Origin of the sequence: Neorhizobium phenanthreniclasticum (genome assembly GCF_040066075.1) — a bacterium.
Classification (GTDB): Bacteria; Pseudomonadota; Alphaproteobacteria; order Rhizobiales; family Rhizobiaceae; genus Neorhizobium; species Neorhizobium petrolearium.
This window is the reverse complement of sequence record NZ_JBEAAL010000008.1, coordinates 17,536-29,923: the sequence shown is the minus strand read 5'-3', so window position 1 is coordinate 29,923 and position 12,388 is coordinate 17,536. Positions and strand designations below refer to the sequence as shown.

Here is a 12,388-nt window from a genome sequence, read left to right as displayed (position 1 = left end):
GCCGAGGTTTGATCATTGCTTATCATTCCAGTTCTCGACGTCAAAGACGGCCTTGTGGTGCGCGCGCAGATGGGCATGCGCGAGAGCTATAAGCCCATTGAGACGCCACTCAGCTCGACGCCGACGATCGAAAGCGTCGCCGACGGATTGCGCCGAATCCATCCATTTCCGGTTTTCTATGTGGCCGATCTCGATGCCATCGAGAAGGGCTCGAGCCCTTCCGCGACCGCCGACCCTCTGTTTCTTCTGCGGCCGAAACCCGATGTCTGGCTCGATGCCGGCTTTCGAGAGGCGAAGGACGTCGGAGCGGTGCTTGCAGATTCGCAGACGTTCGCGGTTCTTGGCTCGGAAAGCCAGGCCGATACGGATGTTCTCGGCGCGTTCGGCACGCATCCGAGACTGATCCTCTCCCTCGATTTTCGTGGCGGTGCCTTCCTGGGGCCTCCGTCCATCCTTTCGCATCCTCACCTTTGGCCAAAACGGGTGATTGTCATGACCCTCGACAAGGTGGGAGCGCGCCGCGGACCCGATTTCGATCGTCTGCAGGCCATCAAGGATGCCTCCGGAAACCGTGAGATCATCGCGGCGGGCGGTGTCCGCAACGTGGATGACCTGGAACGGCTGTACAGCATGGGTATTGCAGGCGCTCTCGTTGCGACCTCGTTGCATAGCGGTGAGCTCGACGGGGCGGAAATCTCCGCTTTCATGGATAAGTAAAATATATCCGAGAGAAGAAGTTTTTGCCTCTTCTCTCGGGTACACAGCCTCTCAATATGGCTTTGATTGTGGAGCGGGGATGAGCGCATGCTCAACCTCCCACTCCATTCTTTCGATACGAACCCGAAGCGTTGCCATCCTCAACGGTTCGCGCTTGAAGACGGCGCGCTGCTGAAGCCTAGAAGCCTCGACAACCGGCGCAACAGGCCGCCTGTTTCCACGGGCGACTCGCTCTGTGCGGGGTTGCTGCTTGTCTAAGCGCTGAAAGGATGCTTGACCGTGTCCCGCTGAGCGGTTGCTTCCGCCGCGGTCGGTTTGCCCGTCACGGCACGTTCTATCGCTTCCTTCGTCGCCCGGTAGTTATAGTCCTGGATCTTGGCATCGTCCTCGGCCTCCCAGTGGATGAAGACGCCGACGCAGATGAAGACGTCGTCTGCCTCTTCCGCAGGGATGATGCCTTCGGCAACACTGTCCTGCACTGCCTTTGCCACTGCGTGCTGTGCCGGGCCAAACATCTGCACGGCCTGTTTTGCACCCTTGATGGTGACCTTGTTGAACAGTATCGTATTAGGCTTGCATGCCAGGTTCGGCGCGATGACCGCAAGCAGCGATGTAAACCCGTCCTTGTTGTTCGTGAGTGCGTTGCAGAATGCCGTTTCCACGGCACTTCCGCGCGGTCCGATCAGAAGATCGATATGAGCGACTTCATTTCCCTCACCAACGAGAGACTCACCAACCATTACCTTGCTAATCTTTGCCACGGCCAATTCCTCCCTTGTACCGTATGGTCAAAAATGCGTTCGTCCAAAGAAGCCGTACCACACGAGACACGCGCTCGATGGACAGCTATCCTTGTTCGCAGCACCCTTTGACTGGGTCGGTTGGCCAGATAGCAGCGAGTAAGATTTGTTCGCCGATCAAATTCAACCATTTAAGTCGGGATTATGCAAGCCGAAGTTCATGTTGCAGACAAAAAGCGTGGCCACGGTGAGATCGGCAGAGGTTCCGGGATTGATATCCATGTCCTTGAGCCGTTTATCGAAGGCCAGCAGAACCTTTTCCCGCCTCGATAGGTTCATCTCGTCCGTTACCGTGCGGCGTATCATCTCCGCCTCTTTCCGGATTTCTTCGGCGAGATCGATGCCGTGCTTGCGCCCGACATGACTGTCGGGAAATGACGACAGGAAATGAAGGTAGACAAAGATCGTCGGCCACATGTCCTCTTCGCCCCTGTCTGCCGCTCCCGTCCATGCAGACAGGCCGCCGGTGAATATGTCCGCAAAGCCGGTCGTATATTGTCTCGCAATCATGTCGCGGTCGGCGGCCATGCCCATTGCCTCGAGGAGGGACACGGTCGGCTCCTCCCGGACATCCTGTTCTTCGGCGCTTCCAAGTCCTCCCGGATTGGTCAACCGGATGGCGGCGAAGACGTCGCGCGCATCGTCGGCGTCCAGGTCGTCCAATGTCCGGACGAGGTCCTTACGGAAGTCTGTCGTGGTGCTTTCGGCGGCCTTGGCGAGCGGTGCGCAGAGCAGGAGGATGCCGAGATTGGTGTTCGTTCCCACCTTTTCGCGCGTCGCCGTCACTGCGCCGAGAATGCGCCGGCCGACCGATGTTCGTGGTTCGCAAACCAGCGGCGCGCTGACCTCGGCGCTTTCAATGAACTGGGTCGCGGTCATCCGGTGGCCATCGGCGAAGCGATGGACATTGCCGGGTTTCAAGGCTTCGATCTCGGCCCGGCAAGCGCCGAGATAGGCGATCATGATCTGCTGCCGCGTCAGCGTCATGCGGCAGGTCTTTCCTTGATGTCAGGATTGAGAAGCTCGACCATTGCCCGGGCGATGCAATCGGAGATGCGGACGGGAACGACGGATTGCAGACCAGTCCAGGCGGGCATGCTGTTGACTTCCAGCACGAGGAGATTGCCTTCACACCCTTGAACGATGTCGATGCCGGCAAAGTCGGTGCCGATGGCCGAGGTCGCGGCAAGCGCAAGTTCCTCAAGCTTCTGACGCAATGGCCCTGCGACGGATTCCGCCTTTGCTCCGCGTGCGATATTGGTGATCCAGCCGTCGGCGCAACGTCCCATCATGCCGAGGATTTCGCCGTTGCTGACGAATATCCTGTAGTCCCGATAGGGTGGCCCATTCCGCACGACCAGACGCTGCAGGTAATAGACGTTATCGACATCATCAGGATCGGGCAGGTCCTCGATCGAACGGATGAGTCTGATTCCGCGCCCCTGCGAGCCGAAGAGCGGTTTCAGCACGAGCGGACCGTGAGACGCCTCGCGCTCGACGATGGTTTTGGCATTGTCGGGACCTTCCACGGCGAAGGTCTGCGGCGTCGGGATGCCGGCATTCGCGAGAAAAAACGTGGTTGTCGATTTGTCGACGCAGCGCTCGATCGCCTTGGCCGAGTTCCAGACGGGTACTCCGAGATGGGTGAGGGCGTGCAGGATGCCGAGGCGGCGCGTGACCGCTTCGAAAGTGCCGCCGGAGATGGAGCGGACGATCACACCTGCCGGAAGAGCGCCTTCGAGTGCCGGAATGTCGATGCCCGAAGGGTAGCGCGTATCGAACGCGATATCGGCAAGCGGGCAGAAGAGCGTCTCTGAACCGAGTTCTCGGAAGGAGCGCCGTAGCTGTTTCACCTGACCGTCGGGCTTGTCGGAAACGATGAGAATTTTATCGGAAATTGCTATCTGTTCAGCCAAGAGATTGCTCCAGCATCTGCCTGTTCCATTCGCCGGCACGGAAAGTCTCACCGGTTTCGACAGCCGTGACGATCACTTCGGCCGGGCTGAAGAGATGCGGATCGATCGCGTAGAAGTCGCCGTTGAATTTCTTGAAGGTTTCCGCGAAAGGTTGCCCGTAGTCGCGTGACCTGTTGCTCGGCAGTTGCTCGGCGAGTTCTCGTGCGGCGGATGCACTGCCACGAACGAACAGCTGCACCAGCCCACCATAGATGATAGCGTCGTTCGTCCGCCCCATGGCCTGCAGGAAATCGGGATGAGGAGCCGGAACCGGCGAGCATCCCGCCCCGTCGATGATGTTGTCCAGGGGGAAGTGGAGGCTGTGTGCCTTGTGAAGGGCGACCTCCAGGGAGCGGCCGATGATCTGCACGGAGCCGGCAAGGCTTTGTGTCGGGGCATAGATGAAAGTCAGGGCCTCAGGCGCCAGCCTGGTCGCAGCCGCCACCTTCTCGACAATGGCGGGGGGAGGAGGTTTGTCTGCCTCCAACACGAGGACGGATGTGGAAGCGTCGGTTTCGCTATAGGCGATTTCCTCGAACAACGGCTCCACGCGTGCCAGAAGGCGTGCAGGACCGGAGCCCATGGCGAAATATTTCTCGTGCGTGAGGCGCCAGCCGGCGTACTGGCTGCCGAGGCAGGCAAGGACCGGCTGCGAGGAATGGACTGTGACGGTTAGCGGCCACTGTTCATTGTGGCGATCGAGCGCCATGGAGACGGTCCCCAAGCCGCCCATGCAGATTTCCGTCATCCGCAGCCCCACTTCGAGCCCGCCGGGACTGTCCGCGCCGGCATCGATCAGATGTTCTCCGAGCGTTCCGCGAGTATGGGTAATGCCGAGCCGCTCTCCATCGGCAATGATCCGATCTACGATGCGCTGGGCACTTCTATTGAGGTGGGCTTTGCCGTTCATCATTGGAAACCCTCCTTCCAATGCTCCGCCATTTCGTTGACACGACGTTTCACGGCCCGTTCGGCGGCGGCGGCGGATCGTGCCTGGGCCAGGACGGTACAAACGGGGTCATCGGCGCATAGCGTCGATCCCGGGTTCTGGTGATCGGCCGTCATGTTAGGCCATTCGATCTGGGGAAAACGGGAAATGTCATAGGGTGCGTAGGCGATTGCCGAAGCTTTCGTTCCGCGATAGGTCGGCACCGTGATGTTCTCGCCCCGCACGGCACTCAAATGCGCGGCGAGCAGCGGTGCGTCTTCGCTGTCGAAGATATCGAGCGTTGCGCCCGGCCGTGGATTTATTTCGATGAGGTGCAGGCCGTCCGGCCCATCGATGAAATCAGCGCTGCAGAGACCGACGAGGCCGGTGCGCTTCGTCAGTTTGTCGAGCCAGCTGGTGATCTGCCTTTTCTTGTCACGGTCGAAGCGCCTAAGCCGCACGGCGCCGCCGTAGCGATAGGGCGAAGACTGTGAGGGCGCGGACCATTGCCGGCTGAAGCCCACGATGCGGGCGCTTCCCGACTGCGCCAGGAAGAGAGCCGAGATGCTGCTGCCCTGGACGAACTTCTGGTAATAATAGCCATTTTCCAGGGTTGTCGCCCCTGCGGGCCGGACATGCGAGCCTCCGGCGCCGCCGCCGAGCTTTATAAGCCAGCCGTTCTGCTCCGGCGCGGAGAAGCGGATTGCCGGATGCCTGATATCGAGATCCCGGCAGAGGCGAGACAAGCCTGCCGGATCCTTGACCGCGCGTATCGTCGCAGCACTGTTTCCGGCAATCCGAAAGGTTTGGGCGAGCATATCGAGGATGTCGGGGCTACGCTCGAAACCTGAGCCATATACCAGTGCGACCGGCTCCTCCTCTCGTGCCAGCCCCATCAGGATGTCGACTATTTTTCCGCCGTCGATTCCATCGCGTATGCTGCCGGGAAGTTGTGCAGTCCTCTCAGCCAGAGCGACAGTATCGGAGTCGCCAAAGAGATCGGCCACCAGCGGTCTGAAACCGGCGCGGCGCGCTGCTGCGGCAAGTGACCGGCCGGAAATGGCCGCGATCAGGATGGCAGGGCTATTTTTCGATGCTGCGGGCAAGGGCGAAAGCATCCTGGAAATCGTAGATGACCGGTTTTTCGGTGCCGATCATCTGTTTGAACAGGCCGGATTGAGTCTTGTATTTAAGGTTTCCGATGGTGAGAGCACCGATGCCGATCGCCGATGTCTCGCCCAGTTTATCGGCCTTTGCATTGGCCGCCAGGCCTTCGATACCCGAGGGCGGTACGGCATTGACATCCGCCGCGATGAGCAGATGCGTCGCCGAGTGAAGTTGCCCAGCCGAGATTACTCTGACGCCGGCTTTTGCTGCGGCCAGGACAACCTCGGTCTCCTGCAGCAAGCCCGTCTTTTTCTCTTCCGTCGAGCCATCGGCCGCCGTCACCGTGACGCCAAAACGGGCCTCGATGGCTTTCGCTATCTCTTCTACGCGGCTCGTTCCGTCGTGGCCCGCCAGCGTGACGTCTGCGCCTTCCTTGGCGGATATCACGGCCGTGCAATAACCGACGACGCCGGTCGCTCCGAAAATCGTCACTTTTGTTCCGGCAAGGCTTCGGCCATGCAGTTTTTTGAGCGCCGCCTCGACCTTGGCCGCCATTGCCGCAGCCGTCGTGAACGAACCGGCGGGATCGGCAAAAACCGAAATTTCGAAGGGAGGCACCATTGCCGCTCTCGCGGCATCGATCATGTCGAGCGCCAGGACGGTATCTCGCCCGGCAATGAAAACACCGGTGGAGACACCGGCATCCGGTGGGCGCGAGAAGATTGCATCCTGAACGAGGCCGGTCACGTCGGCGAGCGCCACATCCGTGTAGGGAATGACATGATCATAACCCGCATCAAGAGCCATGTTGACGTCGAAGGGGCTCATCTGTCTCAGCGGCGTGAGCATATGAAGAATGGTTTTCCGGCCCATTGCTTTGCCTCCCCTAGCAGCGGTTCTTGTATGCCAGCTCAAATTCGGCTGGTTTTGTCTTTCGCGTGATCGTCGCCCCATTGTTTCTGGCGGCGACGATACGGATCGTCGTCTGGGTATCCTGCAGCGCAGAGGCGGCGGTGATGCGTTCGGCCGCAACCTGCGATTCAGCAAAAGCGAACCCTGTTGGCCCCCAGGAGCTTTGTCCGATACCCACTGCGCCACATTCAGCAAGCCTCGTGAGCGTTTCCTCTACCGCCCGACTGGCGAAACGCCCGCCTTGAGCCGGCGCGAAATAATCGCCGAGCTTCTGCTGGATCGCCGTGATCGCATTGCCGAACGTCGCGATGTCCTTCTCAATCAAGGCAGGCATGATCTCCATCAGCGCATGGCGGCAGATCGAAGCGGAGCTCTCCTCAGGAAACGGTGGAAGTGTGCGGAAGGCTTTGATTTCTGCGTCTCCGTGAATGCCCTGGGCGCTGCTGTCCAGGACCAGGATGATGCGCCATTCGTTCGGAAACGGGATGCGGGAAATGACGGTCGGCGTCAGGTCGTCCTTGGCCTTGCCGGCGTCAAAAATGAGACCGCCTTCTTCGAAAGCCGCAATGCCGATCCCCGATCGCGCGCCGCGCCCGAGAAAGGCGGCATCGTCGCTGACGCGAAACGGCAGACCGTGCAATGTCCGAAGAGCCGCCGAAACGGCGAGCGCGAGCTGGGTCCCAGATCCCAATCCGGCATGAGCGGGAATGGTCTCGAACACGGTGATCTGATGATGATCGGCGAGATCGAGATGGGATCGGAGAGCCGCCAGGTGCGAGAATACGCGGGCGCTCTCATTGCCATGAACACTGGTCCTCGTCGCCCTCGATACTTCCAGCCTGGTTGATATGCCATCGAGAGGCAGGCCGATGCTTCCAAAGCGCGAGCTGTCCTTTCCAGGGATATCCAAAAATCCGAGGTGCAAGCGGCCAGGAACTTGAATGGAGACGGAGTCCGACATCGGTTCAATTCTGAACTTTTTGATAATCGGGCCCTCAGTTCATGTTATCCTATTTTGCTACCGGCGCAAGCCGGCGTGAAGCGGCGGGTGAAAGAAACGAGGAGCATCTGCGATGAGCGACGAGACGGCACGGAGACGGGAGCACGTTTATTCGGAGGACGAGATCGTCTCGAAACTGCAGGCGGAGCTTCCGCATTGGCGTTACGAAAACGGCTGGATTCGCCGCAAATACAAAACGCATGGCTGGAAATCCACGTTGATGGTCATCAATACCGTCGGCCATCTGGCAGAGGCGGCATGGCATCATCCGGATATCAAGGCATCCTACGCCTGGGTGGAGGTCTTGCTGACGAATCATGCGGCAAAAGGCGTTACCGACAAGGATTTCGAACTCGCCAGGAAGATTGAGGACGTCGTCCAGTGGGAGCCAGGCAAGGAAGGTGGGGCTCTGGAAGGTACCCCCAATACCGATCAGCGATTTGCGTACTTGAAATACGATAGCTGACTGCATTTTTCGCCGGATGGACTTCACATTTGGCGAAGAACGGATAAATTCAGGTCGGCACCAGAAAGTTTCGGAGTGTGATGGTTGCATGGATCGGCAGCCGAACAGTTCCTTTGCCGGCAGCAATCGAGCAGGTGGCAAAGCTTCTGGCAAAAAGCCGCTGCCCGGTATTCTCCCTCGATTCGGACATCCATGGATGCCGCTGCCTGATAGCGTTGGCAGAGCAGGTCGGGGCGACCTATGACCATGTGAACGGTCGCGATCTCGTTCATCAGGTCGCTCTGCATACGGATATCGGCGGGTTCTTTGGGACGGCGACGGAAGTACAGCGTCGCGCTGATGTGATTGTCGTCGTCGGAGAGGTTCCTGCCGCTCATCACGATCTGCTTCTTTCTCTTGCGGCCACGACGCCGGACCTGCCTCGGTCTGGCAAGCGACGCTGGTTTCACATCAAGGGCAAGGAGACTGCGGCCCTGAGCGGCGAATTGCGGCGGCGGGCAAAGGTTGTCGACGCCGGTTCGTCCGATCTTCCCATCGATGCGGTGCTTGGGGCTCTCAGAGCATCACTGGCTGCGAGAAAAGCATCTGTTGTGCTCGACAATATCGACGCCTTTCTGGGGGCGGTGGCGAACGCGGGTTTTCCCGTTTTCGTCTTCTCTCATTTCGGAGATGCCGCCAGCCTCACGATGCTGCAGGGCATGCTCATCGACATCAATAAAAAACAGCGTGCGACGGCTCTTTTCCTGCCTTCCGACGACGCTGCTTGGGGCATGGTCCTCGCATCGACCTGGATGACGGGATTCCCGCCGCGAACCGGCTTTTCGAGCGGATCGCCAGTTTATGACCCATGGCTTTGCGATGTGGATCGGATGATAGCCGGAAAGGAGGCAGATCTGCATCTGTGGGTCTCGGAGCGTGATGATGTGGACCCGCCGAGGCGTAGCGGCCTGCCGACGATCGTGCTGACGAGAAGCGACCGGCCGGTAGCCGGCGCAGCGGTTGCCATCCGCATCGGCAAAGCGGGTCTCGACCATGATGGCGTGGTCTATTCGAGCCGCATCGGAACCTTGAGGTCCGCTGCGGCAAAAGCGCCGTCCGATCTTCCCAGTGTTTACGCGATCGTCGAGCAGCTTCAGCATGCCTTGCAGGGTGAGGACGTGGCCTCATGCTGATCCGTCTTGCAGGGGGAGAAGTGATCGATCCGGTCAACGGCTTGGCGGGCAAGCGCGATGTCTGGATCAAGGACGGCATCATCGTCGAGAAACCCGTCTCCAAAAGGGCGGACAAGACCTATGATCTTTCAGGCTGCTTCGTCATGGCCGGGGCGATAGACATTCATTCCCATATCGGCGGCGGCAATGTGAATACTGCGCGTCTTCTGCTGCCGGAACAACACACCGCGCATCTCAAGCGGCCGCAACATACGCCGCTTTCGAATGCTGGGTGGTCGACGTTCCGGACGGGGTGCCTCTACGCGCAGATGGGGTTCACGACCGTGGTCGAACCGGCCATGTCGCCGACGAACGCGTTGCATGCCCATATGGAGCTCGCCGACATCCCGATCATCGACAAGGCGACGCTGGCGATCCTCGGCAACGACGATTTCCTCCTGTCGATGATCCGCGACAATGCCTCGTCGGCAATGATCGACGACTACGTGGCCTGGACCGTATCGAGGTCGAGGGCGCTTGGTGTGAAGGTTATCAATGCCGGCGCCTCGGCCGCCTTCAAGGAGAACATCCGCACTTTCTCCTTCGACGACGTTGTCCCCTCCTACGGCGTCAGTTCCCGCAGGATCGTGGAGGTGCTGCAGGCCTCTGTCGGTCGTCTCGGTATCCCCCATCCCCTCCATGTTCATGCCAACAACCTTGGAGTTGCGGGAAATGCCGCGACGGCCGCTGAGACAATCGGCGCGTCAAATGGTCGGCCGCTCCATCTCGCGCACCTGCAGTTCTATGGTTACGGCACGGAGGGAAAACGTGGCTTCTCGTCGGAGGCCGCCCGTCTGGCCGAACTGGTCAACGGCAATCCGGATGTGACAATCGATGTCGGGCAGGTGATGTTCGGGCAGACCGTGACGATTTCTGCTGACGTCATCAGGCAATATTCCGGAATGCGGACCGCCAGTCCGAAAAAATCCGTTCTCTTCGATGGGGACGGCAATGGCGGCGGGATCGTGCCTTACCGCTATCGCCAGGATTTTTATGGTTCGCTGCAATGGGCGGTGGGGCTGGAGCTCTTCCTGCTGATCGACGACCCCTGGCGGGTCTTCTTCACCACCGACCATCCAAACGGTGCTCCCTTCACGGCCTATCCGGAACTTTTCGAGCTGTTGATGCGCCGCGATGTCCGCAACGCGAAGATGGCGGAACTCGACCAGTCCGCGCTGGAGCTGACCACGCTTGCCTCGATCTCGCGCGAATATACGCTTGATGAAATTGCCGTTATGACGAGAGGGGCGCCCGCCAAACTGCTCGGGCTCGATGATCGCGGTCATCTCGGTCCCGGCGCGATCGCGGATATCGCCGTCTACCGGAAGGGGCAAGATGTCCAGAAGATGTTCCGCGACGCCGCATTGGTGTTCAAGAACGGCGATCTGGTCGTTCAGGACGGCGTGGTGACGCACTATCGCTGGGGGAGGGCGCTGCGGCTCAATCCGCCGTCCGACAAAGGGATCGTCAAACGTATGCAAGCCTATCACGAGGACCGCTACGGGCTGTCGCTCGATTGGTTCACCTTCCCGGATTCGGCGATTTCTCGCGAAAACCCGTTTGCGGAGGTCGCATGCAAGAGCTGACCCGTAATGGCATTGTGATCGATGACACGTTCGCGGAAGCGTTCGGCATGCGGGCGACCGCGATCATCATCACGGCGCCGACCCTGAAATGGGCGCGTCAGGCGGCCATCACCATGACCGGCTTTGCGACCTCCGTCATCGGTTGCGGTTGCGAAGCGGCGATCGACATCGACATTCCGGCATCGGAGACGCCGGACGGGCGTCCCGGCTGCCGCGTGATGATCTTCGCGATGAGCACCGACGATCTGCAGAAGCAGTTGAAGACGAGGCTCGGCCAGTGCGTTCTGACGTCGCCCGGCAGCGCCTGCTTCGCGGACCTCAAAGGCAGTGCCTCCCTCGATCTCGGTTCGTCGCTGCGCTACTTCGGAGATGGTTGGCAGATTTCGAAGAAGTTCGGCGGAAGGCATTATTGGCGCGTGCCGGTCATGGACGGCGAATTTCTTTGCGAGGCGAAGACCGGCCTGACCAAAGATGCGGTCGGCGGCGGGAACTTTCTGCTTCTCGCCGCGGATGCCGAAAAGGCACTGGCCGCCGCCGAGCGGGCCGTGGCGGCGATCGAAAAGGTTCCGGGTGCGATCATGCCCTTTCCGGGCGGCATCGTGCGGTCCGGCTCGAAGGTTGGCGGCAAGTACAAGGGCATGATGGCTTCGACCAACGATGCCTATGCGCCGACGCTGCGCGGTGTGGTCAAGAGTGCGCTTGGCCCGGAGATCAATGCGGTCCTGGAGATCGTGATCGATGGCGAGAACAACGACGCGGTGAACGCCGCGATGCGGGCCGGGCTGAAGGCCGTCATCGATTTCGGGCCCAAGCGCGGTGCGTTGCGCATCAGCGCGGGAAACTACGGCGGCAAGCTCGGCAAGTTCCATTATCATCTGAAGGATCTCCTGCCATGAAGCCGCTGACCTTCACGCTTCGCTCCGAGCCGGGGGAAAGGCTTGACCTGTCCGGCCTGATCCCCGACCGGCTCAGTGGCATGCCGGTGGCCGAAATCGCCGGATTGCCGATCGGCACCAGTCGGAGTCCCGCCATCGTCGGAGACATCTTCAAGATTACCGGTGCCGATGCCGCCAATATCGTCTTTGCCGGAGGCAGCGGGCGTTTCGATTTTGTCGGCGCGGAAATGAAGACAGGGCGCATCCGCGTTGACGGCGATGTCGGTGCCCGCGCCGGCCGCCGCATGGCCGGCGGTACACTTGTGATCGAGGGCAAAGCCGGATTGCAGGCTGGATCCGGCCTCAAGAACGGACGCATCGAGATCAATGGCGATGCAGGCGAGGGGATCGGCGGGCCGATGGCAGGTGAAATCCACGGCATGACCGGCGGTCTCATCATCGTGCGCGGCAAGGCAGGGCATCGTCCCGGCGAGAGGATGCGGCGCGGCATCATCGCGCTCCTGAAAGGCTGCGGCGATTATGCAGGCCTCAACATGGTTGCCGGGACGATTGTCGTCACCGGCCGCGTCGGCCACTATCCGGGCCACCTGATGAAGCGCGGATCGCTCCTGTTCGACCGGCGGCCGGCCGACCTTTCACCCACATTCATGGATTGCGGCCGGGTCGATATCGCCTTTCCGGCGCTGTTCGATCGTTATCTGATGGAGGAAAAGATCCTCGACCGGCCGCTGCTTGGCGCAAAACCCACCCGTTTGGGCGGTGACAATGCCGTTCTGGGCAAGGGTGAAATCATGTTTCCGCGAGGGTGAG

The 12,388-nt window shown here is 60.2% G+C and carries 13 protein-coding genes; 6 read left to right on the top strand and 7 right to left on the bottom strand.

Annotated features, from left to right (window positions below):
• Positions 1 to 15: 15 nt before the first annotated feature.
• Positions 16 to 717 (top strand): HisA/HisF-related TIM barrel protein, encoded by a 702-nt coding sequence (locus tag ABK249_RS13175; RefSeq protein WP_227704095.1) that lies wholly within the window; start codon positions 16 to 18, stop codon positions 715 to 717.
• Between the two features lie 254 nt (positions 718 to 971).
• Here the strand turns inward: ABK249_RS13175 and fae are convergent, their stop codons facing one another.
• The 7 genes from fae to ABK249_RS13140 all read right to left on the bottom strand — a co-directional run bounded on the left by fae (position 972) and on the right by ABK249_RS13140 (position 7,380).
• Complete coding sequence (gene fae, locus ABK249_RS13170; protein WP_037153787.1) at positions 972 to 1,478, bottom strand: formaldehyde-activating enzyme; 507 nt, start codon at positions 1,476 to 1,478, stop codon at positions 972 to 974.
• A gap of 162 nt (positions 1,479 to 1,640) precedes the next feature.
• Complete coding sequence (locus tag ABK249_RS13165) at positions 1,641 to 2,504, bottom strand: triphosphoribosyl-dephospho-CoA synthase (protein WP_227704094.1); 864 nt, start codon at positions 2,502 to 2,504, stop codon at positions 1,641 to 1,643.
• A complete protein-coding gene (locus tag ABK249_RS13160) occupies positions 2,501 to 3,433 on the bottom strand; it encodes an ATP-grasp domain-containing protein (RefSeq protein ID WP_227704093.1) in 933 nt (310 codons plus the stop codon). The genes ABK249_RS13165 and ABK249_RS13160 overlap by 4 nt, the downstream gene beginning before the upstream one ends.
• Positions 3,426 to 4,385 carry a methenyltetrahydromethanopterin cyclohydrolase gene (gene mch / locus ABK249_RS13155; RefSeq protein ID WP_152601156.1) on the bottom strand — a complete coding sequence of 320 codons (960 nt, stop codon included), beginning with the start codon at positions 4,383 to 4,385 and terminating at the stop codon, positions 3,426 to 3,428. The genes ABK249_RS13160 and mch overlap by 8 nt, the downstream gene beginning before the upstream one ends.
• Positions 4,382 to 5,518: an ATP-grasp domain-containing protein gene (locus tag ABK249_RS13150; protein WP_227704092.1), complete on the bottom strand. Its 1,137-nt coding sequence runs from the start codon at positions 5,516 to 5,518 to the stop codon at positions 4,382 to 4,384. The genes mch and ABK249_RS13150 overlap by 4 nt, the downstream gene beginning before the upstream one ends.
• Entirely contained in the window at positions 5,484 to 6,380 is an 897-nt protein-coding gene (locus ABK249_RS13145) for an NAD(P)-dependent methylenetetrahydromethanopterin dehydrogenase (protein WP_037153194.1), read from the bottom strand. Before ABK249_RS13145 ends, ABK249_RS13150 begins: the two co-directional genes overlap by 35 nt.
• A gap of 13 nt (positions 6,381 to 6,393) precedes the next feature.
• Entirely contained in the window at positions 6,394 to 7,380 is a 987-nt protein-coding gene (locus ABK249_RS13140; protein WP_037153191.1) for a beta-ribofuranosylaminobenzene 5'-phosphate synthase family protein, read from the bottom strand.
• Positions 7,381 to 7,492: 112 nt separating this feature from the next.
• Here ABK249_RS13140 and ABK249_RS13135 point away from each other — a divergent pair, with 112 nt between their 5' ends.
• From ABK249_RS13135 to ABK249_RS13115, 5 genes are all read left to right on the top strand, one after another.
• Positions 7,493 to 7,885, top strand: a complete 393-nt coding sequence (locus tag ABK249_RS13135) for a 4a-hydroxytetrahydrobiopterin dehydratase (RefSeq protein ID WP_037153188.1) — start codon at positions 7,493 to 7,495, stop codon at positions 7,883 to 7,885.
• A gap of 80 nt (positions 7,886 to 7,965) precedes the next feature.
• Positions 7,966 to 9,057 carry a molybdopterin-binding domain-containing protein gene (locus ABK249_RS13130; protein ID WP_227704091.1) on the top strand — a complete coding sequence of 364 codons (1,092 nt, stop codon included), beginning with the start codon at positions 7,966 to 7,968 and terminating at the stop codon, positions 9,055 to 9,057.
• A complete protein-coding gene (locus ABK249_RS13125; protein WP_227704090.1) occupies positions 9,051 to 10,682 on the top strand; it encodes a formylmethanofuran dehydrogenase subunit A in 1,632 nt (543 codons plus the stop codon). The genes ABK249_RS13130 and ABK249_RS13125 overlap by 7 nt, the downstream gene beginning before the upstream one ends.
• Complete coding sequence (gene fhcD / locus ABK249_RS13120) at positions 10,670 to 11,578, top strand: formylmethanofuran--tetrahydromethanopterin N-formyltransferase (RefSeq protein ID WP_227704089.1); 909 nt, start codon at positions 10,670 to 10,672, stop codon at positions 11,576 to 11,578. Before ABK249_RS13125 ends, fhcD begins: the two co-directional genes overlap by 13 nt.
• Positions 11,575 to 12,387 carry a formylmethanofuran dehydrogenase subunit C gene (locus tag ABK249_RS13115; protein ID WP_037153178.1) on the top strand — a complete coding sequence of 271 codons (813 nt, stop codon included), beginning with the start codon at positions 11,575 to 11,577 and terminating at the stop codon, positions 12,385 to 12,387. The genes fhcD and ABK249_RS13115 overlap by 4 nt, the downstream gene beginning before the upstream one ends.
• Position 12,388 lies beyond the last annotated feature (1 nt).